The 25,079-nt window shown below is 44.8% G+C and carries 29 protein-coding genes and 1 pseudogene; 19 read left to right on the top strand and 11 right to left on the bottom strand.

All coding sequences use genetic code 11. The annotated features are described in order from the left end of the window. The first annotated feature begins 76 nt into the window (after positions 1-76). Both gndA and NYE43_RS11920 read left to right on the top strand, forming a co-directional pair. Positions 77-1,486 carry an NADP-dependent phosphogluconate dehydrogenase gene (gene gndA, locus NYE43_RS11925; protein WP_024121966.1) on the top strand — a complete coding sequence of 470 codons (1,410 nt, stop codon included), beginning with the start codon at positions 77-79 and terminating at the stop codon, positions 1,484-1,486. A gap of 67 nt (positions 1,487-1,553) precedes the next feature. Beyond that, entirely contained in the window at positions 1,554-2,216 is a 663-nt protein-coding gene (locus NYE43_RS11920; RefSeq protein WP_341062013.1) for a DUF3885 domain-containing protein, read from the top strand. A 40-nt stretch (positions 2,217-2,256) separates the two neighbouring features. Here NYE43_RS11920 and zwf read toward each other — a convergent pair whose 3' ends face one another. Next, on the bottom strand, positions 2,257-3,726 hold the full coding sequence (gene zwf / locus NYE43_RS11915; RefSeq protein WP_010334843.1) for a glucose-6-phosphate dehydrogenase: 1,470 nt from the start codon (positions 3,724-3,726) through the stop codon (positions 2,257-2,259). Between the two features lie 223 nt (positions 3,727-3,949). On the opposite strand from zwf, the gene rnz reads away from it, so the two are divergent. Beyond that, positions 3,950-4,873 carry a ribonuclease Z gene (rnz, locus tag NYE43_RS11910; protein WP_101861000.1) on the top strand — a complete coding sequence of 308 codons (924 nt, stop codon included), beginning with the start codon at positions 3,950-3,952 and terminating at the stop codon, positions 4,871-4,873. A 79-nt stretch (positions 4,874-4,952) separates the two neighbouring features. Continuing rightward, on the top strand, positions 4,953-5,102 hold the full coding sequence (gene rpmG / locus NYE43_RS11905) for a 50S ribosomal protein L33 (RefSeq protein ID WP_003226511.1): 150 nt from the start codon (positions 4,953-4,955) through the stop codon (positions 5,100-5,102). Positions 5,103-5,160: 58 nt separating this feature from the next. Here rpmG and NYE43_RS11900 read toward each other — a convergent pair. The 3 genes from NYE43_RS11900 to namA form a co-directional block, all read right to left on the bottom strand. Continuing rightward, positions 5,161-6,311, bottom strand: a protein-coding gene (locus NYE43_RS11900; RefSeq protein ID WP_341062007.1) for an IS3 family transposase whose coding sequence is annotated in 2 segments (ribosomal slippage) — positions 5,161-6,038 and positions 6,038-6,311 — 1,152 coding nt in all. Because the reading frame shifts where the segments join, the coding sequence is not laid out codon by codon here. 116 nt (positions 6,312-6,427) lie between these two features. Then, positions 6,428-7,198 (bottom strand): alpha/beta fold hydrolase, encoded by a 771-nt coding sequence (locus NYE43_RS11895; RefSeq protein WP_024121963.1) that lies wholly within the window; start codon positions 7,196-7,198, stop codon positions 6,428-6,430. Between the two features lie 117 nt (positions 7,199-7,315). Continuing rightward, complete coding sequence (gene namA, locus NYE43_RS11890) at positions 7,316-8,332, bottom strand: NADPH dehydrogenase NamA (RefSeq protein WP_024121962.1); 1,017 nt, start codon at positions 8,330-8,332, stop codon at positions 7,316-7,318. Positions 8,333-8,502: 170 nt separating this feature from the next. Between namA and NYE43_RS11885 the strand changes: the two genes are divergently transcribed. Continuing rightward, a complete protein-coding gene (locus NYE43_RS11885) occupies positions 8,503-10,134 on the top strand; it encodes a M20/M25/M40 family metallo-hydrolase (RefSeq protein WP_326366165.1) in 1,632 nt (543 codons plus the stop codon). 47 nt (positions 10,135-10,181) lie between these two features. Here the strand turns inward: NYE43_RS11885 and proC are convergent, their stop codons facing one another. Next, positions 10,182-11,018 (bottom strand): pyrroline-5-carboxylate reductase, encoded by an 837-nt coding sequence (proC, locus tag NYE43_RS11880; RefSeq protein ID WP_339233290.1) that lies wholly within the window; start codon positions 11,016-11,018, stop codon positions 10,182-10,184. Between the two features lie 402 nt (positions 11,019-11,420). On the opposite strand from proC, the gene NYE43_RS11875 reads away from it, so the two are divergent. The 5 genes from NYE43_RS11875 (at position 11,421) to NYE43_RS11855 (ending at position 16,043) form a co-directional block, all read left to right on the top strand. Then, complete coding sequence (locus tag NYE43_RS11875) at positions 11,421-12,380, top strand: MBL fold metallo-hydrolase (protein ID WP_024121959.1); 960 nt, start codon at positions 11,421-11,423, stop codon at positions 12,378-12,380. Positions 12,381-12,385: 5 nt separating this feature from the next. Then, positions 12,386-13,165, top strand: a complete 780-nt coding sequence (locus tag NYE43_RS11870; protein ID WP_059336663.1) for an SDR family NAD(P)-dependent oxidoreductase — start codon at positions 12,386-12,388, stop codon at positions 13,163-13,165. Between the two features lie 92 nt (positions 13,166-13,257). Continuing rightward, a complete protein-coding gene (gene dsdA, locus NYE43_RS11865; RefSeq protein WP_341062001.1) occupies positions 13,258-14,616 on the top strand; it encodes a D-serine ammonia-lyase in 1,359 nt (452 codons plus the stop codon). 75 nt (positions 14,617-14,691) lie between these two features. Continuing rightward, positions 14,692-15,651 (top strand): type I pantothenate kinase, encoded by a 960-nt coding sequence (coaA, locus tag NYE43_RS11860; protein ID WP_024121956.1) that lies wholly within the window; start codon positions 14,692-14,694, stop codon positions 15,649-15,651. Between the two features lie 5 nt (positions 15,652-15,656). Next, positions 15,657-16,043: a VOC family protein gene (locus NYE43_RS11855; protein ID WP_216394035.1), complete on the top strand. Its 387-nt coding sequence runs from the start codon at positions 15,657-15,659 to the stop codon at positions 16,041-16,043. Here NYE43_RS11855 and NYE43_RS11850 read toward each other — a convergent pair. Both NYE43_RS11850 and NYE43_RS11845 read right to left on the bottom strand, forming a co-directional pair. Beyond that, positions 16,040-16,201 (bottom strand): hypothetical protein, encoded by a 162-nt coding sequence (locus NYE43_RS11850; protein WP_024121954.1) that lies wholly within the window; start codon positions 16,199-16,201, stop codon positions 16,040-16,042. The two genes, NYE43_RS11855 and NYE43_RS11850, sit on opposite strands and share 4 nt — an antisense overlap. Before the next feature lie 53 nt (positions 16,202-16,254). Then, a complete protein-coding gene (locus tag NYE43_RS11845; protein ID WP_216394036.1) occupies positions 16,255-17,484 on the bottom strand; it encodes an MDR family MFS transporter in 1,230 nt (409 codons plus the stop codon). Between the two features lie 136 nt (positions 17,485-17,620). On the opposite strand from NYE43_RS11845, the gene NYE43_RS11840 reads away from it, so the two are divergent. After that, positions 17,621-17,995, top strand: a complete 375-nt coding sequence (locus tag NYE43_RS11840; RefSeq protein WP_095713227.1) for a hypothetical protein — start codon at positions 17,621-17,623, stop codon at positions 17,993-17,995. A 12-nt stretch (positions 17,996-18,007) separates the two neighbouring features. Here the strand turns inward: NYE43_RS11840 and NYE43_RS11835 are convergent, their stop codons facing one another. Continuing rightward, a complete protein-coding gene (locus NYE43_RS11835) occupies positions 18,008-18,214 on the bottom strand; it encodes a YqzH family protein (protein ID WP_010334838.1) in 207 nt (68 codons plus the stop codon). A 167-nt stretch (positions 18,215-18,381) separates the two neighbouring features. Here NYE43_RS11835 and NYE43_RS11830 point away from each other — a divergent pair, with 167 nt between their 5' ends. The 7 genes and pseudogenes from NYE43_RS11830 to NYE43_RS11800 all read left to right on the top strand — a co-directional run bounded on the left by NYE43_RS11830 (position 18,382) and on the right by NYE43_RS11800 (position 22,561). Beyond that, positions 18,382-19,620, top strand: coding sequence for a DNA polymerase IV (locus NYE43_RS11830; protein WP_095713226.1), 1,239 nt, complete (start codon positions 18,382-18,384; stop codon positions 19,618-19,620). Next, positions 19,617-19,955, top strand: a complete 339-nt coding sequence (locus tag NYE43_RS11825; RefSeq protein ID WP_095713225.1) for a YolD-like family protein — start codon at positions 19,617-19,619, stop codon at positions 19,953-19,955. The genes NYE43_RS11830 and NYE43_RS11825 overlap by 4 nt, the downstream gene beginning before the upstream one ends. Positions 19,956-20,138: 183 nt before the next feature. Next, complete coding sequence (locus NYE43_RS11820; RefSeq protein ID WP_095713224.1) at positions 20,139-20,609, top strand: GNAT family N-acetyltransferase; 471 nt, start codon at positions 20,139-20,141, stop codon at positions 20,607-20,609. A gap of 12 nt (positions 20,610-20,621) precedes the next feature. After that, positions 20,622-20,979: pseudogene (locus tag NYE43_RS11815) on the top strand (antibiotic biosynthesis monooxygenase family protein). Continuing rightward, the gene (locus NYE43_RS11810; RefSeq protein WP_095713223.1) at positions 20,957-21,988 is read left to right on the top strand and encodes a bifunctional GNAT family N-acetyltransferase/GrpB family protein; all 1,032 of its coding nucleotides are present in this window, start codon (positions 20,957-20,959) and stop codon (positions 21,986-21,988) included. The pseudogene NYE43_RS11815 and the gene NYE43_RS11810 overlap by 23 nt, the downstream one beginning before the upstream one ends. Beyond that, complete coding sequence (locus NYE43_RS11805) at positions 21,985-22,308, top strand: iron-sulfur cluster biosynthesis family protein (RefSeq protein ID WP_024121945.1); 324 nt, start codon at positions 21,985-21,987, stop codon at positions 22,306-22,308. Before NYE43_RS11810 ends, NYE43_RS11805 begins: the two co-directional genes overlap by 4 nt. Before the next feature lie 13 nt (positions 22,309-22,321). Further along, positions 22,322-22,561 carry a DUF2552 family protein gene (locus NYE43_RS11800; protein WP_024121944.1) on the top strand — a complete coding sequence of 80 codons (240 nt, stop codon included), beginning with the start codon at positions 22,322-22,324 and terminating at the stop codon, positions 22,559-22,561. Between the two features lie 36 nt (positions 22,562-22,597). Here NYE43_RS11800 and NYE43_RS11795 read toward each other — a convergent pair whose 3' ends face one another. Then, entirely contained in the window at positions 22,598-23,503 is a 906-nt protein-coding gene (locus tag NYE43_RS11795) for an alpha/beta hydrolase (RefSeq protein ID WP_151175122.1), read from the bottom strand. Between the two features lie 170 nt (positions 23,504-23,673). Here NYE43_RS11795 and NYE43_RS11790 point away from each other — a divergent pair, with 170 nt between their 5' ends. Then, positions 23,674-23,898 carry a YqkE family protein gene (locus NYE43_RS11790; protein WP_101860570.1) on the top strand — a complete coding sequence of 75 codons (225 nt, stop codon included), beginning with the start codon at positions 23,674-23,676 and terminating at the stop codon, positions 23,896-23,898. Positions 23,899-23,927: 29 nt separating this feature from the next. Here the strand turns inward: NYE43_RS11790 and NYE43_RS11785 are convergent, their stop codons facing one another. Then, positions 23,928-24,848 (bottom strand): aldo/keto reductase, encoded by a 921-nt coding sequence (locus NYE43_RS11785; protein WP_216394041.1) that lies wholly within the window; start codon positions 24,846-24,848, stop codon positions 23,928-23,930. A gap of 62 nt (positions 24,849-24,910) precedes the next feature. Then, positions 24,911-25,033, bottom strand: a complete 123-nt coding sequence (gene mciZ, locus NYE43_RS11780; protein WP_010334819.1) for a Z-ring formation inhibitor MciZ — start codon at positions 25,031-25,033, stop codon at positions 24,911-24,913. Positions 25,034-25,079: the final 46 nt, after the last annotated feature.

The raw sequence follows: 25,079 nt of genomic DNA, 5'->3' as shown, positions 1-25,079 counted from the left end.
TTCAATAGTATAAATATCATTTTATTTTAATGTAAATTTTAAAATGGTTAAACGTTTTCAGAAGGGACGTTAGAATATGTCAAAACAACAAATCGGAGTTATCGGACTTGCGGTAATGGGTAAAAATCTGGCTTTAAATATTGAAAGCCGAGGATTTTCTGTTTCTGTTTACAACAGATCAAGCAGCAAAACCGAGGAATTTTTGCAGGAGGCTGAAGGCAAAAACGTTGTCGGCACCTACAGCATTGAAGAATTTGTTCAATCCTTGGAAACACCGCGCAAAATTTTGTTAATGGTTAAAGCGGGAACTGCTACAGATGCGACAATTCAATCTCTTCTTCCTCACTTAGAGAAGGACGATATTTTAATTGACGGCGGAAATACATATTATAAAGATACACAGCGCCGAAACAAAGAGCTTGCTGAAAGCGGCATTCATTTTATCGGCACAGGCGTTTCAGGCGGAGAAGAAGGAGCGCTTAAAGGGCCTTCTATCATGCCTGGCGGACAAAAAGAAGCTCATGAACTTGTGAAGCCAATTCTTGAAGCAATTTCTGCAAAAGTTGACGGTGAAGCGTGTACGACATATATCGGTCCGGACGGTGCCGGCCATTATGTAAAAATGGTGCACAACGGTATTGAATACGGGGATATGCAGCTGATCTCTGAATCTTATTTCATCCTGAAGCAGGTACTCGGTCTTTCAGCTGATGAGCTTCATGAAGTATTTGCTGAATGGAATAAAGGCGAGCTTGACAGCTATCTGATCGAGATTACTGCTGATATCTTCACGAAAAAAGATGAAGAAACAGGTAAACCGCTTGTTGATGTAATTCTTGATAAAGCGGGTCAAAAAGGAACAGGAAAATGGACAAGCCAAAGTGCACTTGACTTAGGTGTTCCGCTTCCGATTATCACTGAATCTGTATTCGCACGTTTTATTTCAGCGATGAAGGATGAGCGTGTGAAAGCAAGCGGCCTTCTTTCAGGGCCTGAAGTGAAGCCTGTTACAGAAAATAAAGAAGAGCTGATCGAAGCAGTCAGAAAAGCGCTGTTCATGAGCAAAATCTGTTCTTACGCCCAAGGATTTGCCCAAATGAAAGCAGCTTCTGAAGAATACAACTGGGATCTCAATTACGGTGAAATCGCTATGATCTTCCGCGGCGGCTGCATCATCCGTGCGGCATTCCTGCAGAAAATCAAAGAAGCTTACGACCGTGATCCTGAGCTTGATAACCTACTGCTTGACAGCCACTTCAAGAACATTGCAGAAAGCTACCAAGGAGCGCTTCGCCAAGTGATTTCACTTGCAGTTGCCCAAGGTGTGCCGGTACCTTCATTCTCAAGCGCACTAGCTTATTATGACAGCTATCGCACAGCCGTGCTGCCTGCAAACTTGATCCAAGCGCAGCGTGACTACTTCGGCGCCCATACTTATGAGCGCACAGACAAAGACGGTGTCTTCCATACTGAATGGATGAAATAATGATGTGGAAATCCCGCAGCCTGACAGCTGCGGGATTTTTTTGAAATAGAGTGCGGGGAACGAAAGGATGTATGTTTTGCCTGTAAATGAGTATGTACTTGAAAATTTTCCTGGTTTACGACTTACACCTCCTTTGTTTTATAACTGGCAGATCGGCATCCGGTTTGAAATAGGCGTAGGATATAATGTGAATGCTGCTTATCTACACAGCCCTTATATAGATAACGCATACAAGAGAGCTGTCACTTTATTTAAGTCTTTACATGCCGATGATGATGATATATTTGTTATAGCTGAAGGGGGAAGGAGATATAAGAGCAAATTGCATATTTTCTCACGGTACATTCGAGAAAAAGCTGTGTTGAAAAAACTGCAGCACATTGCTGTTCCTTATACTTGTTCTGATGATTATGATGATAAAACGCATAGATTTTTTCTTAGATGCAAAGCTGGTGATATAAGATATATCCCAATGCTGAGAGCAATATGTAATCAAGATATGGGGATAAAACCAAGCATTTCTCAAAAAATTCACTTTATCAATATAAAAAAGAGAACCATTTTTTATCTTTATGATGATCGAGGCTGCGATATTTTAGCTGCTGCAGCTGAAACAATACAGGATATGTATGAAACATATAACAGTTGGATATTAGATTACGACAGAGAGAGAATCAATCGTCTTTTTGAGCCGCTTAGAGGCAGAAAGCTTGATATACAACATAAATAAAAGGCTGAAAATGCTTTATAAGCACTTTCAGCCTTTTTCTTTATATATTCCACCAATGCAAGCCGTCTTTCGCCAAAAGATCATCTGATTCTTTTGGACCCATAGAACCTGCTTCGTAGTTTGGCGATAGGGTTTTGTTGGCTGCCCATGTTTCAGAAATGGAATCGACAAAGCTCCAAGAAAGGGCAACTTCATCCCAGTGTGCGAAGTTCGTCGCATCGCCGAGAAGACAGTCGTGAATCAATTTTTCATATGCTTCAGGAGTGTTCAGCTCGTCATTGCAATTGCTGCAGTAATCCAGTTTGATTGGCTGCGCGTGTGCTGCTCCTCCGAGTTTTTTAGCGTTTAAGTAAAGTGTAATGCCTTCGTCAGGCTGAATATGAATGACGAGTAAGTTCGGATTCATGTTGTTTTCATTGCCGTAGTACAGGTTCATCGGAATGTCCTTAAATTGAACGACAATTTTTGTAGACTTTTCTTTCATTCGTTTTCCGGTACGAATGTAGAATGGAACACCAGCCCATCTGAAGTTGTCGATCAGAAGCTTTCCAGAAACAAAGGTTTCTGTATTTGAGTCAGGAGCGACGTTATCTTCATCTGTATAAGCAGGGACTGGCAAACCGTCAATTTCACCGGCTTGATATTGTCCGCGCACAAAATACTCATCCACTTCGTCTTTTGCAATAGGGCGGAGGGCTCTCAGCACCTTCACTTTTTCGCTGCGGATTTCTTCTGTGTTCAGTTTAATCGGCGGCTCCATTGCGAGAAGCGCAACCATTTGCATAATATGGTTTTGCACCATGTCGCGAAGGGCGCCTGATTTTTCGTAATATCTAGCACGGTCTTCAACACCAAGTGATTCGCTTGATGTGATCTGGATATTTGAGATGTAGCGGTTTGTCCATAGCGGTTCGAAAATCGCATTGGCAAATCGAATGACCTCAATATTCTGCACCATTTGTTTTCCTAAATAGTGATCGATTCTGTAAATTTGATCTTCTGTAAATGCTTCGCGAATTTCTTGATTTAATGCTTGCGCGCTCGGCAAGTCATGGCCGAACGGCTTTTCAATCACAAGGCGGGACCAGCCTGTAGTTGCTGTAACACCTTCTGATTTTAATGTCTTTGCAATTGTCCCAAAGAATTCTGGGGCCATTGCCAAGTAGAACATTCTGTTGTTCGGGATTTGATATGTATCTTCCAGCTGGTTGAGCAGTACGTTAAGCTCTTGATAAGAACCAGGGTTTGTCACGTCAAACGGGTGATAATAGAAATGAGACGTGAAATCATCTATATGTTTATCAGCAGCTGAGGAAATAGATGTTTTGACGGTTTGGCGAAGATCCTCATTGGACCAAGGTCTTCTTCCGACTCCTACAACTGCAAACTCTTCTCCGATTTGCCCGTTTTTATATAAACGGTGAATGGACGGATAGAGTTTTCGTTTTGCTAAATCTCCCGTTGCACCGAATATGACAATTACTGCTTTTGGTTGTTGGTTTGTTTTCACTAAAAGTACCTCACTTTATTCGAAGCTTTATTTTAGTACCCCGCATATTTCCTTCATTTTAAATCTAAAATTCAACGAAAGCAAACATTTAAGACCTTTTTTTGCAGAATGGCGCAAAAATATTTCTAGAACGAAAGGATTGCCCGAATCAGAGGCAAGATTCACATTTTACGCATGATCCTGTATTCTTGTAGGTAACTAGTTCTAGTAGGAGGAAGGAAATGTGGAATTACTTTTTTTAGGGACGGGAGCCGGAATTCCCGCTAAGTCGAGAAACGTGACGTCGATCGCATTAAAGCTGCTTGAAGAAAGGCGATCTGTATGGCTGTTTGACTGCGGGGAAGCCACACAGCATCAAATTTTACATACATCGATTAAACCTCGAAAAATAGAAAAAATCTTCATTACTCACATGCACGGCGATCATGTATACGGTCTTCCAGGGCTTCTTGGCAGCCGTTCTTTTCAGGGCGGTGAGGACGAGCTGACGGTCTACGGACCGAAAGGCATCAAGGCGTTTATTGAAACAAGTCTTGCCGTCACGAAAACCCACCTAACATATCCGCTTGTGATACAAGAGATTGAAGAGGGAGCCGTATTTGAGGACGACCAGTTTATCGTCACAGCTGTATCCGCGATTCATGGTGTAGAGGCCTTCGGGTACCGCGTACAGGAAAAAGATGTGCCTGGTTCTTTAAAGGCGGCGTTATTAAAGGGAATGAATATTCCGCCTGGACCTGTATATTCGAAAATAAAAAAAGGTGAAATCGTGACGCTTGAAGACGGACGCACCATAAATGGGGAGGATTTTCTGGAGCCTCCTAAAAAGGGAAGAGCTGTCGTGTTTTCCGGGGATACGAGAATGAGCGATAAGATAAAAGAGCTTGCGCAGGACTGTGATGTGCTTGTGCATGAAGCCACCTTTGCTAAGGATGATGTGAAGCTTGCATTTGATTATTTTCACAGTACAACAGAACAAGCAGCTATTACTGCCAAAGAAGCTGGGGCAAAGCAGCTCATTTTAACTCATATCAGCGCGAGATATCAGGGAGAGGCTTCTTTAGAGCTCCAAAAAGAAGCGGCAGCCGTTTTTCCAAACAGCATCACAGCGTATGATTTCTTAGAGGTTCAAGTTCCGAGAGGCTGAGAAAGAGATGGTGTTTGACAATCTGTTGTTAAGCTGTATAATAAAACGTAACCATTACGTTTTATAAGGAGATGTTAACATGAGAGTAAATGTTACTTTGGCTTGCACTGAAACAGGGGACAGAAACTACATCACAACCAAAAATAAACGCACAAATCCTGATCGTTTAGAGCTGAAAAAATACTCACCGCGGTTAAAGAAATATACCCTTCATCGCGAAACAAAATAATAAAACCCCCGGCTGCTGGGACTGACCCCTGTTTTTGAGACAGGGATCAAAACACCTTTTATACAGCCAATTGCCGATAGCTTATCGGTGATTGGCTGTTTAGTTTGGTTTGAATACGAATGTTGTTATAATAATAAATGTATTCTTTGACAGTGCGTTCTACGATGGCGGTCGTGGTTCGATCAATGCTGTTAAGATAGAACGTTTCAGACTTTAGTGAGGAATGAAACGATTCGATGGAGGCATTATCAGCGGGCGTCCCTTTGCGGGACATGCTCATGGTAATGCCTTTTGTTTTAACAGCTTTCTGATACTCATAAGATGTATACACAGATCCTTGGTCACTATGTAACACGCAGTTCTGAGGCAGTGTTGGCAGCTGATCAAGTGTGTTTAAGACAAAGTCTGTGTCCTGCTTATCTCCAATCGTGAAAGCAATCACTTCTCCATTGTATACATCCAATATACTGGAAAGGTACAATTGTTTCTGTCCATAAGGCAAATATGTGATGTCCGTTACTAGTTTTTCAAGAGGGCGATCAGACTGAAAGTTCTGATCCAACACATTATCGGCCACGGCATATGGCTGCCCATTCTTCTTGCGTTTTTTCACCTTAACCCGGCACTGCCACTGATTTTTCTGCATGATACGCTGAACCGTTTTATGGTTAATACGCATTCCCTTTTTTAATATAGCTGTAATTTTTCGATATCCATATCGATACTTGTGCTCTCGGCACAACGTGCCGATTTGTTTTTCCAAATGGCACTTGGGATGATCTTTCATCAGGTTCTTCTTCCAACGATAATAAGACGCTCGTGAGATACCTAAATGAACACAGATATTCTGTACGGTCATTGTGCCGTGCAATACTTCTACAAGTTCGACTGACGTTTGGCTATCAACTTCCTTTCCAATTCGTTGTACTTTTTTAAAACTTCATTTTGTTGTCTCAGATAACGGTTCTCTGCCTGCAGTTTCTCTAATTCGGAAGAATACTCCGGACCTTTTCCGTAAGTGTATTGCTTACCAACAGGCTGTTCAAATCGATGTGTATCCCCAGCCTTATGCCATCTAGCCCATGTCTGAACCTGCGTCTTATTCTTGATATTCAATTCCTGCATGATCTCTTTCATAGGCACGCCTGCCAATCTCATTTCTACAGCCTTCTGTTTGACTTCAATCGGATAACTCATTCTTGTTCCCATACAAAAAACACCTCCAAGTCTTATTTCGGATAACAACTATCCGTTTTCAAACTTGAAGGTGTTTTTTATTTGTCTCATCTTATGGGGTCAGTCCCTGCTTTAGCCGGGGTTTTTGTTTAATTGACTGCCTGGTATATCGGGGCGGCCTGCTTGCAGGCCGCGCACCAAACATCATAAATCGCCAGATGGACGATATGAGGTTCATCATGATGAATGTTATGTGAGCTGTTTTTAGCTTGTATCCAGCCGCTTTGATCGGATAGAGACAAAATGCTGCTATGCAGGTTTCTCCAGTCCTCTTCACCGGAGGCGAATTTCTCAGTGCGTTCACCTGATGACAGGACAATAAGCGGCATGTTCCCTAAATGGACTTGCTGCTGTTTGAACTGCCGCAGACTTTTCGAAAAGTCTGCATGTGTCTCCTCGAGCATCATCTGCTTTCTGTATGCTGTATGCATTTCTTCAGGAATAAATGTAAAGCCGCCATTGCCGTAATCTCCTAAAGCGGGATCAAGGAGCACCATGCCGATAATATCCTGTCGGTTTTTACAGGCCCATAAACTGCTGATAACCGATCCGTATGAATGTGAAACAGCCAGATAAGGCGGTCTTATACCTGCTGCCTTAAGCAAGCTTTCTAATTCTCTCACCTTTTGGTCGGCTGTTCGTTCTGCCTTGCTTTGTCCGCTTTTCCCAATGCCCGCTCTATCATATGTGAATATGCCAAATTCGTCATCAATGTCCGCTGTTAGTGGTTTCCACGTCTCTGAAGAAGTGCCATAGCCGGCTTCAAAGACAATGGTTACACCGCTAAATCCTTTTCGGTGTTTTGTATGAAATTCACAACCGTCAACCGTATAGGTCCTTTCGATCCATGCTGCATTCATTGGAGTCATCTCCTCTAATTGGTTCTACTAGGGAGACGGAGAACGTCAGCTGATCGTTTCTCCAAAAATAAAAAAAGAGATATCCGGCGGCGGAGCCGCGGATATCTCGGATCAAGATTACCAGCCTCTTTCGTATTGAACAGGGGCTTGAATGTCTGTATTCAGCTGTTTTGCAGCAGTTCTTGCAAAGTAAGGATCGCGTAATAGCTCTCTGCCGATAAAGATGAGGTCTGCACGGTTATTTTGAAGAATTTCTTCAGCCATTGAACCATTTGTAATCATCCCGACAGCTCCAGTCGCCATGTCAGCCTGTTCGCGGATTTTCTCGGCGAAGCTGACCTGATAGCCAGGGAATACGTTAATGTCTGCCTGAACAAGGGCACCTGAGCTGCAGTCAATTAAGTCAACGCCCTGCTCCTTCATCCATTTTGCAAAACCGATATGATCAGCGATATCTAAGCCTTTGTCTGTATAGTCAGAAGCCGATACACGGACAAATAATGGACCGTCCCACACTTGTTTGACTTCATCAATGATTTCTCTTAAGAAACGGTAGCGGTTTTCTGGTGAGCCGCCGTATTCATCTGTGCGATGGTTAGAAAGCGGAGATAAAAATTCATGAATTAAGTAACCGTGTGCTGCATGAATCTCAATCACATCAAAACCTGCTTCTTTTGCACGGGCAGCCGCTTGTTTGAACTCCTGCACGGTTTCTTTCACTTTTTCAGTTGTCATTTCAACCGGCGTGCTTGATTGCTCGTCAAACGCGATCGCAGACGGAGCGAAAATATCTCCTTCAAGCTCTGCTTTACGTCCTGCGTGGGCAAGCTGAATTCCGATTTTTGAGCCTTGCGCTTTTACCTGCTCAGTCAGCTTTGCGAAACCTTCGATATGCTCGTCGCTCCATATCCCTAAATCTTGGTCTGTGATTCGTCCTTGAGGATTTACCGCTGATGCTTCCACAATAATCAATCCGACCTGGCCGACTGCGCGCGTTATGTAGTGAGCCATGTGGAACGGCTGTAATTTTCCGTCCTTTTCGTGAGAAGAGTACATGCACATTGGTGACATCACAATGCGGTTTTTTAACGTTACATCTTTAATCGTAATAGGTGTGAATAATTTTCTGGCCATTTCTTTCGCCTCCCGTAAGGTTTTTAGAGATTGATTATAACAAGTCATTTCTTTCACGTCATATAAACTGCTCAAACGATCCGAATTTGTCAAACATTTCTGTATAATAGACAGGGAATCATTTTATTTTTTAGGATCAAATCGTTTTTATACATAGGAGGGCGGAAATGATGAATTGGCAGACTAAGGATGATTTGCTTACCCTTTTAACTTCTCTTGTCCAGTATGAAAGTGTCACCGGTTCAAAAGGGGAGGCCGCACTTGCGGAATATCTTTATTATCTTTTAAAGGACAAGCCTTATTTTCAAAATAACCCTGATCATGTAACACTCCATCCGATGGAAGACGGCAGAACGTTTTTGACAGCGCTTGTCAAAAAGAAAGATGTCAAACAGACGGTGCTCTTGCTGAGCCATTTTGACGTCGTGGACATAGAGGACTACGGAGAATTCAAACATATGGCTTGTAAGCCGGCTGAGCTTTTGAACTCCTTTTTAGAGAAAAAAGAGTTGCTTCCTGAACGTGTGAGAACAGACGCGGAAAGCGGCGACTGGCTGTTCGGGAGAGGCACGATGGATATGAAAGCGGGGCTGGCTGTTCAGCTGTCGATGCTTGAGCGGGCAATGAATGGTCATTTTGATGGGAATGTGCTTTTGATTACGGTTCCTGACGAGGAAGTGAATTCAAGGGGAATGATCGAAGCCGTTCCTGCGCTGAAAGAAATGGAGAAAAAATATCATCTTACATACACTGCTTGTTTGAATAGCGAACCGATGTTTGAAAAGTTTCCGGGCGACCAGCGGCAATATGTGTATTCAGGAAGCATCGGCAAGGTTCTCGCAGGGTTTTTCTGCAAAGGGATAGAGACGCATGTCGGAGAGCCGTTTTCCGGTTTAAATGCAAATTTAATGGTTTCCGAGATCAATCGTCTGCTGGAGCTGAACGTGAATTACTGCGAAATGGCTGACGGGGAAGTCACCCCGCCACCGGTAAACTTAATGCAAAAGGACTTGAAGGAGGCATATTCCGTCCAAACACCGCATACGGCCGTTACGTTATTTAATGTACTGACAATGAAGCGCTCTGCGAGTGAGCTGCATAACATGCTGCGGAGAACCGCAGAGCAGGCGGCAGAGAAGATTTCAAACCATATTCAGCAAAAAACACGTGATTTCCAGAAGTTTGAGCCATTTCATCCAATTGAACGAACTGTCTCTGTTTTTACATTTGATGAGCTGCTTGCACGTGCGAAAAGGCGTGTCGGAAGCTCAGAAACAGAACGGGTGCTGAATTTCACTTATGCAAACAGGGGAGATCTTGGAGACAGGGATTTTTCGACTAGAATTGTATCTGAGCTCGCAGCGCTGTGTAAGGAAGATGCGCCGCTCATTGTTCTCTTTTACAGCCCTCCATTTTATCCGGCAGTGTCATCAAAGAACGATCAGGTAATCAAGAATACTGCTGGCAAGCTCATTCAATATGCAGCTGACAGGTACGGCATTGCTTTACGGGAGGTTCAGTATTTCCCAGGACTCTCGGATTTGAGCTATCTTCAGCTGGAAAAACAGGAGGTTGGTGCATACACAAGCAATATGCCGCTCTTTAACAGAGGATATTCACTTCCCAGCAGTAAAGACAAGGCGCTGTATGTCCCGGTATTAAATGTCGGCCCGGCTGGAAAAGACCCGCACAAATGGACAGAAAGACTGTATGTGCCTTATTCCTTTGAGGTGCTTCCCGACTTGCTGTCCTTTACAATCTCTGCATTATTAAAACAATCAGAAGCTGCCAGCCAGCCTTAAGATAAAAGAAGACAGAAAGCGCTTTGCCTTCTGTCTTGTGTTTTTTTCTATAAATGCTTCTCTAAGGCGGCTCCGGCAAATTGCTCTTTGATTTCAGCGCTTCGTTTGGCTGTTTCTTCAATACAATGAATGATCGCTTCTTCAAAGCGGGCTTCCGTTAAAGCGCGAAGGCCTGCCTCTGTTGTTCCCCCTGGGCTCGTAATCTCCCTGCGCAGCTGTGCGGGCTGTTTTCCGCTTTGACGAAGCATGTCTGTTGCGCCTGCCATTGTCTGCAGGATCAATTTTTGAGCCGTTTCCTCCTCTAAACCGACCGTTTGCGCCGCTTTTTCCATCGCTTCGATATAGCGATACAGGTAAGCGGGACCGCTGCCTGCTATCGCGGTAACGGCATCAAGGTGCTGCTCCTCAACCAATGTGGCGTCACCGATTGTTTCTAGCAATGCTGTAGCCGCCGTGATATCGTCTTGGCTTGCTTCAGCGCTTACGGAAAATCCGGTTGCTGATTTTCTGATGGCAGCTGAAGTATTCGGCATCACCCGTATGACAGCAAGCTTTCTGCCGAAATAATGCTGAATGGTTTCGATGGTAAGGCCTGCAAGCACAGAAATGACAAGCTGATCCTTCATGTAAGAACGAATGCTGTCAATGCTCTCTGCCGCATCCTTAGGCTTAAAAGCGAGAACGACGATATCTGTTTGTGTGAAAAACTCGCTCTTATCCCTGCATGGACGCACGCCGTACATTTCCTTTAATTCATTGAGTCTCTCTTCGTTTGACCTGTTTGTGATATAAATATTTTCAGGTTTTGTAATGCCGCTTTGCAAAAAGCCGTTGATCATTGCTTCAGCCATGGACCCGGCGCCGACAAATCCTATCTTTTTCATGGATATCCTCCTTCTATCAGAACAACAAAAAACCTTTTCATCACGTAAAGGACGAAAAGGTTCGCGGTACCACCCTCATTAGCACAACTTGTGCTCAGCTCAAATCCCGTAACGCGGGAAACGTTTAGGTTTTCCTAACCGCGACTTGAGGGCAGGTTCTACAAACAAGCGGGCCGCGATACCTTTCAGCCTGGGGATATCGCTCTCTCTGGCCATTGCCTGTATACTATTCCTCGTCATAGCGTTCCAATGGTTCTCATTTTAGTTGTTGTTCATTATGCAATGGGGGATAAGCTAATGTCAATAGCTTTTTCAAAAAGGGACATTCTCATACGGCAATAATGACACAGGACCGAGAAAAAGCTAAAATATGAGTAATGAATGAAGACAAGGAGCAAAAGAATGACAACTGCAGATATCATTCCGATTCGCGTCCCGACACCGTTTGCCGTCGGTGATGTCATCGTTTACTTAGTGAAAGGTGACGCGCTGACACTGATCGATGCCGGACCGAACACTAAAGAAGCAGCTGAAGTCCTAAAAGAGCAGCTTGCTAGTATACATATAGAAATGTCAGATATTGAGCAGATCGTGCTGACTCACCATCACGCGGATCATGCGGGGTTGCTTGATGTTTTTTCTGATGATATTAAAGTGATTGGACATCCGTTTAACGAACCATATATCAGCAGAGACAAGGCATTTATGGAGTGGCAAAAACATTTTTTTCAAAAGCTGCTGCCTGAGTTAGGCGTTCCATTTGATGATGTGAAAGCAGAAAGGCTCATCCGGTCGGCGTACGCATTTTCCTGTACAAGATCCTTGACCCAAACGGTTACGGAAGGGATGAAAATTGACGGGATGGGTGACTGGACTGTTCTGGAAATGCCCGGACATGCAGAGTCGCATATTGTTCTCTTTCATGAAAAGACCGGAAGAATGCTTGGCGGTGATTTGCTGCTGGCGAACAGCTCGTCTAACCCGATTCTTGAAGCGCCAAAAACGGGAGAAAAAAGATCGGAGCCTTTACTGGATTATCAGCGGTCGTTGCGGAGGCTGTCTGAACTTGCCCCGAACACAGTGTTTCCCGGTCATGGCGAGACGATTGGCAATGTACGAGCACTGATCAAGAAGCGGTTTGACAAGCAGAGCAGCCGAACCGAGGATGTGCGTCATATGCTGTCGGAAAAACCGCTTACCGCTTTTCAGGTCTGTCAGCAGCTCTTTCCTGCCGTTTATGAAAAAGAGTTGTTTTTAACGATGTCAGAAACGGTTGGGCATCTTGATATATTGGCAGCCGAAGCAGGCATCACGTCATATTGGGATGGAAATACCGCATACTTTAGAGCAATAGAGAGGTGAACAGGTTGAAAAATATAGCTGGCAAGCGTATTTGGATTACAGGTGCTTCAGGAGGGCTTGGTGAAAGAATCGCTTATTTATGTGCGGCTGAAGGAGCCCATGTTTTGCTGTCGGCAAGACGTGAGGATCGTTTGAAGGAAATCAAAAGAAAAATGACCGAGGAATGGAGCGGACAATGTGATATTTTCCCTCTGGATGTCTCCCGTCTTGAAGATATCACCCTCGTCCGTGATCAGATCGGTCCGGTTGATGTGCTGATCAATAATGCAGGTTTCGGTATTTTTGAAACGGTTTTAGACTCTACACTTGATGAGATGAAATCAATGTTTGATGTCAATGTTTTCGGTCTGATTGCCTGTACAAAAGCTGTTCTTCCGCATATGCTTGAGCAAAAAAGCGGCCATATCATCAATATTGCCTCTCAAGCAGGGAAAATTGCCACACCGAAATCCAGCCTTTATTCAGCGACAAAACACGCTGTGCTCGGCTATTCAAACGCTTTGCGTATGGAGCTGGCGGGCACAGGCGTCTATGTGACGACAGTCAATCCAGGGCCGATTCAGACTGACTTTTTTTCTATTGCTGATAAAGGCGGAGACTATGCCAAAAATGTCGAACGCTGGATGCTTGACCCAGATGATGTGGCAGCACAAATCGCGTCTGCCATTATGACGAACAAACGTGAAATCAACCTTCCTCGTTTGATGAATGCCGGCACAAAGCTATATCAGCTGTTTCCAGCCCTTGTGGAAAAGCTGGCTGGACGGGTGTTCATGAAAAAATAAGCATGGAACTGCCTGTGTGAGGCGCCTTTTGGTGTGTTTGCAGGCAGTTTTTTATAAAGATATACATTTGTTAAAGGAAGGAGAAATGGCTGATGTCGATAAATCAAGAAACTTTGCGTAATCTGATAAAAGATCCATTTATTCAGAAATTGATTGATGCACGACCGGTATTCTGGGCTAATCCCGGCAAGAAAGAGGGGATGGTATTACAAGCGGCTGAGTGGGAAAGCGAGATAGCCGAGGCGGACAAAAGACTTCGGCGGTTTGCTCCTTATATTGCCGAGGCGTTTCCGGAAACAAAAGCTGCCGAAGGGATGATTGAATCGCCGCTTTTTGAAATATGCCATATGAAAAAGAAGCTGGAGGAAGTGTATGGCGAAACGTTTCCGGGGAGATGGCTTTTAAAGTGCGATCATGAGCTTCCGATTTCGGGATCGATTAAAGCACGCGGCGGTATTTATGAAGTGCTGAAACATGCGGAGGAGCTTGCGCTTCAAGAAGGAATGCTTAAGGAAACAGATCATTACAGCATCTTGCACGAAGAGCGGTTCACTTCATTTTTTTCACGCTATTCCATTGCTGTCGGCTCAACAGGCAATCTTGGTTTAAGTATCGGCATCATTGGCGCCAAACTAGGTTTTCGAGTGACGGTGCATATGTCCTCCGACGCTAAACAGTGGAAGAAGGATTTACTTCGCAAAAAGGGTGTCACCGTAATCGAGTACGAATCAGATTACAGTGAAGCGGTTAAAGAAGGACGGCGGCAGGCGGAACAAGATCCATTCTGTTATTTTATTGATGATGAACATTCCCGCCAGCTGTTCCTAGGATATGCGGTAGCGGCCAGTCGTTTAAAAACACAGCTCAGCTTTATGGATATCGAGCCTGGTCCTGAAACACCGCTGTTTGTGTATTTGCCTTGCGGAGTCGGCGGAGGGCCGGGCGGTGTGGCATTTGGACTGAAGCTATTGTACGGAAACCATGTCCATGTATTTTTCGGGGAGCCTACCCATTCACCGTCTATGCTCTTAGGTCTATATTCCGGCCTGCATGACCAGATCTCTGTGCAGGATATCGGCTTGGATAATGTAACGGCTGCTGACGGGCTTGCCGTAGGGCGTCCGTCAGGATTTGTCGGCAATCTGATAGAACCTTTGCTGAGCGGCTGTTATACAATTGAAGACGAAACGCTGTATACCTTGCTTCATTTGCTGGCTTTATCTGAAAATAAGCATTTAGAGCCGTCTGCGCTTGCCGGCATGTTCGGGCCTGTTCAGCTGTTTTTATCGGATACCGGGAAACACGACATGTCTGAAAATGATCTGCGTCACAGCATGAAAAATGCCGTACATGTTGTCTGGGGAACGGGAGGCAGTATGGTTCCGAAAGAAGAAATGGCTGCATATAACCGAATCGGTGCTGACTTGTTAAAAGGTAAATTGAAAAAATAAGCAGACAGTAGGAATGTTTTCCGTTACAATCTTTGTAAGCGTTTGTTTAAAGCTACAGAGAGTCAGGTGTAAACAGTGAAAAATAAAGAGCTTAATTTACATACTTTATATACACAGCACAGCCGGCAGTCTTGGTCAGGATTCGGGGGCCATTTGTCGATTGCTGTTTCTGAAGAAGAGGCAAAAGCTGTTGAAGGGCTGAATGATCATCTATCCGTAGAGGAAGTGGAGACGATCTATATTCCGCTTGTTCGCCTGCTTCATTTGCATGTCAAGTCCGCTGCCGAACGAAATAAGCATGTGAATGTTTTTTTGAAGCATCCTCATTCAGCCAAAATTCCGTTTATCATCGGCATTGCCGGCAGTGTCGCAGTCGGGAAAAGCACGACAGCGCGGATTTTGCAGAAGCTGCTTTCGCGTTTGCCGGATCGCCCCAAGGTCAGCCTGATCACGACAGACGGCTTTTTATTTCCTACAGCTGAGCTGAAGAAGAAAAACTTGCTGTCAAGAAAAGGATTTCCTGAAAGCTATGATGTGAAAGCGCTCCTTGAATTTTTGAATGACGTAAAGTCAGGAAAAGAAAGAGTGAAGGCCCCTGTATATTCTCATTTAACCTATGACCGCGAGGAAGGTGTGTTCGAGGTTGTAGAACAGGCTGATATCGTGATCATCGAAGGGATTAATGTTCTTCAATCGCCGACCTTGGAGGATGACCGGGAAAATCCCCGCATCTTTGTTTCCGATTTCTTTGATTTTTCAATTTACGTAGATGCGGACGAAAGCCGGATTCTTACCTGGTATTTAGAGCGTTTCCGACTTCTTCGGGAAACAGCCTTTCAAAATCCGGACTCGTATTTTCATAAATTTAAAGACCTGTCTGACCAGGAGGCTGACGAGATGGCAACCTCGATTTGGGAGAGTGTCAACCGCCCTAATTTATATGAAAATATTTTGCCGACTAAATTCAGGTCAGATTTAATATTGCGAAAGGGAGACCGGCATAAGGTAGAAGAAGTGTTAGTGCGAAGGGTGTGACCATTATGCATCATATTGAACTGTATGTCTCCGATTTGAAAGCGTCTAAGCGGTTTTGGGGATGGTTTTTAGCAGAGATTGGCTATAATGAGTTTCAAAAATGGAGTTCCGGCATCAGCTGGAAGAAAGATCACTTTTACCTTGTGATTGTTCAGGCAAAAGAAGAATGTCTAGAGCCGAAATATCACAGGTGCCGTGTCGGGCTGAACCATCTCGCGTTTCATGCTGAATCCAAGCTTCAAGTCGACCTGATGACTGAAAAATTGATGGCGAAAGGCTATCGTGTGCTGTACCGAGACCGGCATCCTTTTGCCGGAGGAGACTGGCATTATGCAGTCTATTGTGAGGACCCTGACCGGATCAAGGTAGAGCTCGTTGCCCCAAGCGGTTAATCGTTTTGGTCTTCGGACATGCTGTTAAGCTTTTTTTCGATTCGGTCCAGCTGTGCTTTACGGTTTTTCGCATATGTAGAGCCGATCACAGCCGCCGAGATAACAGCGGCAAACATAAAAAATACGATCAGCTGAAACATGATATCACCTATATTCATATTTCATCACCTCGTTTTTGCGGGAGAGAGCGATTCTCTCCCCTCTTCTTGTGTTAAAGCGGCTTCCCCAGTCCGGGTTGCTGCTCAGTGATTTCCGCTTTCATCCTCCGATAGGCAAACACTAAAAACGGCAGGCCAAGCAGGGTGATGCCGCTAAGGACAGAAAAAATGGAACTTGGATGCCCGGCACCAAATGCATCTATACATAAGCCGCCGGCCCAAGGGCCAATCACATTCCCAAACTGCGAAAAGCCGATCGCTCCGAAATACGTTCCTTTTAATCCGGGTTTTGCAATCTGGTCTACAAACAAATCCATCATACAGAATAAGAGCACTTCTCCAATTGTAAATGCAACCACAATGAGAACAAGTGAAGAAACCCCGTGTGACATGGTAAGGATCATCATGCTGGCGCTGATCATGATATTGCCGAGCATCAGGGAGCAAAGCGGCGAAAACCGTTTACCAAGGTGGACGATGGGAAACTGTGTTGCCAAAACAACAATTGCGTTTAATGTCAGCATCAAGCCGTACAATTTTGTCCCATTTTCGATAAAGGGATTTTGCGCCATATATTGCGGAAATGTAGAGCTGAACTGCGAATAGCCGAAGCTGCATAGTGTAATGCCGATAAGAGCAACTGTAAAAAGACGATCCTTTTGCGTTACCATAAACGCTTCCCGAACGTTCAGATTTCTGGATTGTTCTAATGTCGCGGGTGGATGCTTTTTAAATTGGATAGCAAGGATGACACCGTACATCCCATAAATCACCGCGGGCACCAAAAAAGGAGCGGTAGATTGTGATGAACCAAAGTACAGACCGAGCACAGGGCCGAAGACAACGCCGATATTAATGGCTGCATACCGTAAATTAAAAACCAGCAATCTTGTTTTTTCTTCTGTCATATCTGACAGCAAAGCTTTTGAAGCAGGTTCAAACAGTGATTTACAAAGTCCGTTTAACGCATTTACCACAAAAAATACCCAGAGGTGAGAAGCGGCCGCAAACCCTGCAAACACCAGCATCCAGCCGAAAATGGATACAAGCATCATGTTCTTTCTGCCGAATTTGTCCGAGATATATCCGCCATAAAAGCTTGCAATGATACCGACTGATGAGCTCGCCGCAATGACAAGCCCCGCATAGGACGCTGAAGCGCCTTGGACAGCTGTTAAATAAATCGCTAAAAACGGAATGCTCATCGATGTTGCCATCCTGCCAAAAATGGTTCCGATAATAATTGTCCAGCTGATTGGGTGGATATCTTTCCATGTCTTCATGTTTATTGTTCTCTCCTGTTAGTAAGATCTTTTTCTATCATACATGAAAAAATTTCCTTATCCAACGGGGGATTAAATTTTTTTACTTACTGGTTTATATGGGATTGTATTACACTATGTGTGCGCAGGATGACCTTTGTTTTTTGAATGGTTCATGTTTCACGTTGACGATGGCGTTTACGCCGTTGAAGTGGAGGGTGAAGTACACGGATTTTTGTTCGGCGCTTATATCATGAAAGTGCAATTCTCATTGAGCAGGAAATGCCCGGTCAGTTTAAAGACATTAGGAAGGCGGGAGAAGCAAACGGATTTCCGTTCGAAGACGTTGACCCATCAGGCTGTAGATCATATCGGCGGGGTTCCTGAAATGCTGAGTGAGACCGGGCATCAGATTAAAGTTTATGCTGACGGGCTTGAGCGCCCGTATATGAGAAGGGGCGCTTCCCGTCGATATCAGCCGCGTCCCTTCTGGCCATACGAAAACAGATATACGAAATTTCTCCAACAATGAAGGTGCATGTCACTAAGAAAACAGCCCTTGGTTTGTGACGTAGTCATAAATGATATCCTCTATATGCGCATGCAGGTCCTCGTCTGGATCTTCATTTTGTCTTTCCTCTAAAGCAGCTTTCAGGCTTTGTTTTTCATACGGGCTTAACGGATCAATGGCAACATTTCGGCCGTATTGGCGCAATGCCTGTCCCAGCATTTTTTCGACAAATTTCTCCATTTTGACTCTCCTATCTTTATGGTTCGCTTTCATTCTACTAAATGTTTTCCTTCTCTCAAACCCTTGCATCATATTTTCTGTCAGACAAGAATCATTTACCAGTATAAATCGAACTTATTTTCGCATATAATAGTGAAAGCGAACATAAGTTCTTTTTAGAGGTGTGTATGATGAAAGAAAAAGTGATTTTTCTCGTTGACATGCAATCGTTTTATGCATCTGTAGAGAAAGCGGAAAATCCACATTTAAAAAATCAGCCGGTGATTGTTTCGGGTGATCCGGAAAGGCGGGGCGGAGTCGTATTGGCTGCATGCCCGCTGGCGAAACGAAAAGGGGTAGCCAATGCCTCACGCCTGTGGGAAGCGCAGGAAAAGTGCCCTGAAGCTGTTGTGCTCCGGCCTCGTATGCAGCGGTATATTGATGTATCGCTGCAAATCACCGCCATTTTAGAGGAATATACAGATCTTGTGGAACCCTATTCCATTGACGAGCAGTTCATGGATATCACAGGCAGCCAGAAGCTGTTTGGGGCGCCCGAGGAGATTGCTAAAAGCATTCAGGACAGAATCATGCGGGAGGTCGGCATTTATGCCCGGGTCGGAATCGGCCCTAATAAAGCGCTTGCCAAAATTGCGTGTGACAATTTTGCCAAAAAGAATAAGAACGGTATTTTCACGTTAACGAAAGAAAATATGAAAACCGAGATGTGGCCGCTTCCGGTGGGGAGTATGTTTGGCGTCGGGAGCCGGATGAAACATCATTTAAATCGAATGGGCATCAGCACGATCGGCGGGCTTGCGGTTTTTCCGCTCGAGCTTTTAAAAAAGAAATGGGGCATTAACGGACACGTGCTGTGGATGACGGCGAACGGAATCGACTATTCTCCTGTGTCAACGGCATCGCTGGACGGACAAAAAGCGATTGGCCACGGAATGACACTCCCGAAAGACTATGAACACTTTGACAAAGAAATAAAGGTCGTTCTGCTGGAGCTGAGTGAAGAGGTATGCAGGCGAAGCCGAAACGCCGGGATGATGGGGCAGACGGTTTCGGTGAGCTGCAGGGGGGCTGACTTTGATTTGCCGACCGGCTTCAACCGGCAAGTGAAGCTGGCGGAACCGACCAATTCTACGCAGGATGTGTACCAGGCTGTATGCAGACTGTTTCTCAAGTTTTGGGACGGGAAGCCTGTCCGCCGCCTCGGGGTCAATCTCTCTCAGCTCTCATCTGATGAAGTATGGCAGCTTAATTTATTTCAGGATTATGCAAAGAAGATGAGCCTCGGCTATGTGATGGACGGGATTAAAAACCGGTTCGGCGACACGGCGATCATCAGGGCGGCCTCACTGACAGCGGCAGGCCAGGCGTTTGAACGAGCGGCTAAAATAGGAGGGCATTATAAATGAATGAGCATTTAAAAAGAGGCAATCTGCTGTGGGAAGGAAGCCGAATGTTTCTGCCTGAACATAAACAAAGCCTGCTTGAGAGAAAACACCATAAACAGAAGCTGCAAAGGCCAATCCTTGATTCGGATAAGCTGGAGGAGATGAACCAAACGTTTTGCATGGCAATGGAATTTGCTCAGGATATTACTGTCAGCTGCTTTCAAGATGGCGAAATTGTCACCTGCAGCGGGAAAATCTGCCGCTATGAAGAATTTGAAAAAACAGTGTGGATAAAAGGGGACGCCGGCAAGCTCTGTAAGCTGAGACTTGATCAGGTGCTTGATATTTTTCTGTAAATGTTCCCCCTCCTGGAGGGGGAGAACTAGATGTGAAAATAGCAAACATTGTTCCGTCAGCAGTCTGGAAACGTATGATACAGAAAAGAAGGCATTTACAATTCCAGTCAGGCAAAATATAATTTTTATATTGTGAGAAAAAAGAGACATTCGTTTTGCCAGACGGAGGGAGATCAAATCGTAATGGATATTCGAACAATCACGTCTTCAGATTATGAAATGGTAACGTCTGTAATGAATGAATGGTGGGGCGGCAGGCAGCTGAAAGAAAAGCTCCCGCGATTATTTTTTGAACATTTTCAGGACACCAGCTTTATCACACATGAACATAACAGCATGACTGGATTTTTAATCGGATTTCAATCGCAATCAGATCCTGTAACGGCATACATCCATTTTTCCGGTGTGCATCCGGATTTCAGAAAAATGCAAATTGGAAAACAATTATACGATGTGTTTATTGAAGCAGTTAAGAAGAGGGGATGCACCCGGGTAAAGTGCGTCACGTCCCCGGTAAATAAGGTGTCAATCGCGTATCATACAAGACTGGGTTTTGAAATTGAAAAAGGCAGCAAAACAGTGAATGGCATCTCAGTATTTGCAAATTACGATGGAACGGGCCAGGACAGGGTTCTTTTTGTGAAAAACATATGAGGAGGAACCGCTATGGATTTTTTGTCAAAAACACCTGAGCCTCCTTATTATGCTGTTATCTTTTCTTCTGTCAAAAGTGAAAATGACGAAGCATATGGAGAAACAGCAGAGCGGATGGTTTCGCTTGCGGCGAGCCAGCCCGGATTTTTAGGTGTGGAAAGCGTTCGCGAAGCGGATGGAACTGGCATCACAGTTTCCTATTGGGAGAGTATGAACGCAATCAATCATTGGAAGCATCACACCGAACACCAGGCAGCGAAAGAAAAAGGAAAAAGCGTATGGTATGAATCGTATGCGGTCCGCGTCGCCAAAGTCGAGAAGCAGCGGCTGTTTTCAGGAGAAAACAAATGATTGCATTTCTTCAGCATAAGGAAGAGGATGTATCGCGTGAGATTATTGACGTTCAAAAGCCAGCTTATGTAAAAGAAGCGGAGCTTATCGGTTTTGACGGAATCCCTGCTTTACACGAAAAAGCTGAGGATATCAGAGCCTCTCAGGAGCGATTTGCGGGATACCGGGAAGACGGGAAACTGCTCGGTGTCATTTCATACGAGAAGTTTATGCATGAGCTGACCATTTGCAGGCTTGTTGTGCATCCCGACGGTTTCAGAAAAGGCATCGGACGAGCACTCGTGCAATTTGTTATTGATCAGAACGAAGACGCTGAGAAAATCGAGGTAGTAACAGCCGAGAAAAACAACCCTGCCGTATCGCTGTATACGCAGGCAGGATTTGTAAAGACGAAAACCGTCAAAGCGTCAGAGGGGCTTTTGCTGTCAGTCTTTCATCTCTATCCGAAAAGAAAGGTTGAAGTCGTTCACTACAATGAAGAATGGGTAAGGCTGTTCAGTGAGGAAAAAGATCGTCTGAAGCTTGTGCTCGGCCCGGAGATCATTGACGTGCATCATGTCGGAAGCACATCGATACCAAATATGGCGGCAAAGCCGGTCATTGATATCCTGATTGCAGTAAAGGATATCGCGGCCGTGAACCAATATGATTCGAAAATGGCGGAGCTCGGCTATATGCCGAAAGGAGAAAACGGCATGATTGGCAGACGCTATTTTCAAAAGGGCGGAAATAAGCGTACCCATCATGTCCATATTTATGAGGGAGGGCATCCTGCTATTGAAAGGCATTTGGTGTTCAGAGATTATCTCACAGCTCATCCGGAAATAGCGAATGAATACGCCGCGCTCAAAAAACAGCTGGCGGCCCAGTACCCGGACAATATCAAGCCGTACATACAGGGAAAAACCGATTGGATCAAGGCTGCAGAAGAAAAAGCGAAGCGGTGGAAAAAAGGCAGAAACAATGCGAACGGACGCGTGGTGTGCTACAATAGCGAAAATGAAAAAAACGGGGGTTTCACCTTATGAACATTCATGTGACAGATGCAGCAAAACAGGCACTGCAGCAGGCGCTTGACGCCAACCCGGGAAAAAAGGCACAGCTCCGTTATGACGCTGAAGGATGCGGCTGCGCAGTAAGCGGTGTACCGACCATCTGGGTGACAGAGGAATTAGCGGGACAGTGTGAGCAGCTGGAAACGAACGGCATTCCGCTATATATCCAGTCGTCGCAAAAAGTGTTTTTTGACGATCAAATGACAATCGATTACAATGAAAAAGCCAAAACGCTGGCGCTGAAAAGTCCGGCTCAAATGCTCAGTCCAAGAATGAGCATATTAGTAAAGTAGGGAGACACGAAACGTGGAACAAAAGCTGAAGTCAATTAAGAATACAGCACAGAATAAAACGTGGGTATCCTTTCTGAACAAAAACCATCCCTACACCCTGCTGCATTGGTCAATCGGAGGAGCGCAATCCGTCGAGAAGGATGTTTGGCTTTTGCAGGATGAAATGACATTTGAAGCGCAGGAGTTTACTACGATAGACCTTGCGATTGAATGGATCAGTGAAAATATGGATGGCATCACCGACGTTTTATGATGGAAAAGCGAAAGGCCGAAAGGGGCCTTTCGCTTTTTACGTTATTTTGTCTAAAAAGGCTTGCACGGTTTTTCGATACGTGTCCCGATTTTTTGTATACGACATGGCGTGTTCTCCAGCTTCAGCAATATAGAGTTCCTTTGGACCGGGCTTTTTTTTATAAAGCCGCTCGGTTGCAGAAACAGGAATATAATCATCGTGCCTGCTGTGAATAAAGAGGACCGGCTTTTCGATCGTTTCGATGACGGCAAGCGGAGATACATCGCGTGCGCGGTAGCCGTCCCTGAACCGCAAAAAGGAGTCGGCAATGGGAAGAATCGGCCAGGAAGGCAGCCGGTATTCCGCTTTCAGACGATACGCAAGCTGTTCCTCGAAGCTTGCAAACGGGCAATCGGCAATATAAAAATCAGCGCCATCGTCAGGATGTGCGCCTGCATACAGCAGAGCAGTCACTGCTCCCATTGATTCACCATGAATTCCGACCAATCCGCGGTTACAGGTTTTGTCTTTGACCCATTTGACGACCTCGTTTAAATCATCCTTTTCATAAAAACCATAGCTTGTAGTCTTTCCGCCGCTTTGTCCGTGCCGGCGATGATCGTAAATCAGCACATTCCAGCCGAGATCAAGAAATAAATCCATATATTTGACAGAATTCAATACATTCACGGTCACACCGTGGCAGATGACCATTGTATTTGATGTATCGTGTGGTGCAACATAGTAGCCTTTTATATCATATCCGTAAGCCGATGGAATCACAAAAGCCGTTTTCTCCATGCGTTCAAACGATTCAAATACATCATGCCCGTCATCTGTTTCTCTTTTCATAATCTCTTCGTCGGTTTTTTTCTTTATGAACATAATGATATTTGTGAAACAAATACCGATAGCAGCTACAGCTGCCAAGACAGCGCCGACGGCTAAAAGGAATCTTTTCAAAAGACACAGCACCTTTCAACTCTATTATGGATAACCTTCTAAAACCATTATACCTAAACGCTGCTGAGCCGGCAGAAAAATATGACAGCGTTTTTCCGAAGAGAGTCTGCTTGTTCAGCCTGAATCTCCATGATAAACTGGCTTCAAAACAAAACACGGGGGAAGCGAGCATGAAAAAACAAAAATCCGCTGACAAACACCAGTTAAAAGACGATCTTCAATCCGATATAAAAGAAAAGCTGATGCAGATGAAAAGCCAATTGAAGGAAGAGGATCAGGAGAGACAGAAAAGAGAAAAAGCAGAACAGATCAGAAAGAAAAAGGAGATCGAAAAAAACAAAAGCTTTGAACAGCTCCTCGATGAAAGCCAGCTTGATTGGCATCAATACAAATAAACCAGCACCCGGTCAGGTGCTGGTTTTCTTTATGAACGGTGCGCTTCGTAAACGTCTTGTTTCGTATGAGATTGGAGCGCTTTGATTTCCTCTTCACTTAAACGCCGTGCGTTTGCAGCATGAACGTTTTCCCGTAACTGCTCAATCTTACTGGCGCCTGTAATCACTGAGGCGACAGCAGGCTGTGCTAACAGATACTGCAGCGACTTTTCTGTCATGGAGAGATCTGACGCGACATTCTCCATCGCTTTGCGGGCATTTGTCAGTGTCTCGAACGAATAGGATAAGTACCCGTTTTGTTTGATACTGTCAGCCGCTTGTTCAAGCGGTTTCTCAGTCAGCAGCCCTTTAGCGACCGGGCCCCTGGCAACGACACTGATCTGATGTTCCTCTAAAAGAGGGAGCCATTCCTCCGGCCGTCTGTCAAACAGGCTGAATTGCATCATAATGCTGACGATGTTTGACTTTTTCACATATTCTTTAATGACGTTCGGGCGAATAGAAGAAATTCCATAATAACGAATGACACCTTCTTGTTTTAATTCTTCAAATGCTTCAATCGTTTCGTCAATGTTGTCTTCTATTGTGCCGCCGTGAAGCTGATACAGGTCGATATAATCCGTTTTCAGACGTGACAAGCTCTTTTTCACAGCTTCTTTTATGTAAGCTTTTGAAGGGTCCCAATACCAGCCTTCACTTTCGTCACTCCAGCGGTTTCCGGCTTTTGTGGCCAAAATGATATCCTGGCGTCTGTTTTGAATCGCTTCGCCGACGATTTCTTCATTGCGGCCGCGGTCATACAAATCAGCTGTGTCCAGATAGTTGATGCCAAGCTCAATGGCTTCATCAAGGATCGACAGCGCTTTATTTTTTTCGGTTCCAAGGGACATACAGCCAAGTCCGACTTCGCTTATTTCTATATCAGATGAACCTAGTTTGCGCTTTTTCATGTGCACACTCCTTTTTTAGGCTTTGTAATGACCGTAATATAAAGGAGCGGAGTTTTCAACTTTTACGGCTCGGAAATCCAATCTTTCACATACCGGAATGTGCGCCCGTATTCCTTGAGCTTCGCCCGCACCTCCCACGCTTTTCCCACTAAAACGACGCCCTTTTGCATACGGTACACTTTCATAAAGAAGCCCCCTTTTCTCTAGTATGATAAAATGTATGGGGCATGA

It is taken from the genome of Bacillus sp. FSL R5-0434, from assembly GCF_038004745.1.
Taxonomy (GTDB): domain Bacteria; phylum Bacillota; class Bacilli; order Bacillales; family Bacillaceae; genus Bacillus; species Bacillus halotolerans.
The sequence above is the reverse complement of the archived record's forward strand: the minus strand, read 5'-3'. Positions and strand labels throughout refer to the sequence as shown.

Excerpts from the sequence above, each read along its gene's own strand:
- NYE43_RS11855 (WP_216394035.1), top strand. The coding sequence starts at position 15,657 with ATGCATCATATTGAACTGTATGTCTCCGATTTGAAAGCGTCTAAGCGG.
- NYE43_RS11820 (WP_095713224.1), top strand. The coding sequence starts at position 20,139 with ATGGATATTCGAACAATCACGTCTTCAGATTATGAAATGGTAACGTCT.
- NYE43_RS11895 (WP_024121963.1), bottom strand. The coding sequence starts at position 7,198 with ATGAATGCAGCATGGATCGAAAGGACCTATACGGTTGACGGTTGTGAA.
- dsdA (WP_341062001.1), top strand. The coding sequence starts at position 13,258 with ATGTCGATAAATCAAGAAACTTTGCGTAATCTGATAAAAGATCCATTT.
- NYE43_RS11845 (WP_216394036.1), bottom strand. The coding sequence starts at position 17,484 with ATGAAGACATGGAAAGATATCCACCCAATCAGCTGGACAATTATTATC.
- proC (WP_339233290.1), bottom strand. The coding sequence starts at position 11,018 with ATGAAAAAGATAGGATTTGTCGGCGCCGGGTCCATGGCTGAAGCAATG.
- NYE43_RS11810 (WP_095713223.1), top strand. The coding sequence starts at position 20,957 with ATGATTGCATTTCTTCAGCATAAGGAAGAGGATGTATCGCGTGAGATT.
- NYE43_RS11805 (WP_024121945.1), top strand. The coding sequence starts at position 21,985 with ATGAACATTCATGTGACAGATGCAGCAAAACAGGCACTGCAGCAGGCG.
- rpmG (WP_003226511.1), top strand. The coding sequence starts at position 4,953 with ATGAGAGTAAATGTTACTTTGGCTTGCACTGAAACAGGGGACAGAAAC.
- NYE43_RS11785 (WP_216394041.1), bottom strand. The coding sequence starts at position 24,848 with ATGAAAAAGCGCAAACTAGGTTCATCTGATATAGAAATAAGCGAAGTC.
- NYE43_RS11790 (WP_101860570.1), top strand. The coding sequence starts at position 23,674 with ATGAAAAAACAAAAATCCGCTGACAAACACCAGTTAAAAGACGATCTT.
- NYE43_RS11830 (WP_095713226.1), top strand. The coding sequence starts at position 18,382 with ATGATGAAAGAAAAAGTGATTTTTCTCGTTGACATGCAATCGTTTTAT.
- namA (WP_024121962.1), bottom strand. The coding sequence starts at position 8,332 with ATGGCCAGAAAATTATTCACACCTATTACGATTAAAGATGTAACGTTA.
- NYE43_RS11825 (WP_095713225.1), top strand. The coding sequence starts at position 19,617 with ATGAATGAGCATTTAAAAAGAGGCAATCTGCTGTGGGAAGGAAGCCGA.
- NYE43_RS11920 (WP_341062013.1), top strand. The coding sequence starts at position 1,554 with ATGTATGTTTTGCCTGTAAATGAGTATGTACTTGAAAATTTTCCTGGT.
- NYE43_RS11835 (WP_010334838.1), bottom strand. The coding sequence starts at position 18,214 with ATGGAGAAATTTGTCGAAAAAATGCTGGGACAGGCATTGCGCCAATAC.
- mciZ (WP_010334819.1), bottom strand. The coding sequence starts at position 25,033 with ATGAAAGTGTACCGTATGCAAAAGGGCGTCGTTTTAGTGGGAAAAGCG.
- NYE43_RS11850 (WP_024121954.1), bottom strand. The coding sequence starts at position 16,201 with ATGAATATAGGTGATATCATGTTTCAGCTGATCGTATTTTTTATGTTT.
- gndA (WP_024121966.1), top strand. The coding sequence starts at position 77 with ATGTCAAAACAACAAATCGGAGTTATCGGACTTGCGGTAATGGGTAAA.
- NYE43_RS11875 (WP_024121959.1), top strand. The coding sequence starts at position 11,421 with ATGACAACTGCAGATATCATTCCGATTCGCGTCCCGACACCGTTTGCC.
- NYE43_RS11885 (WP_326366165.1), top strand. The coding sequence starts at position 8,503 with ATGAATTGGCAGACTAAGGATGATTTGCTTACCCTTTTAACTTCTCTT.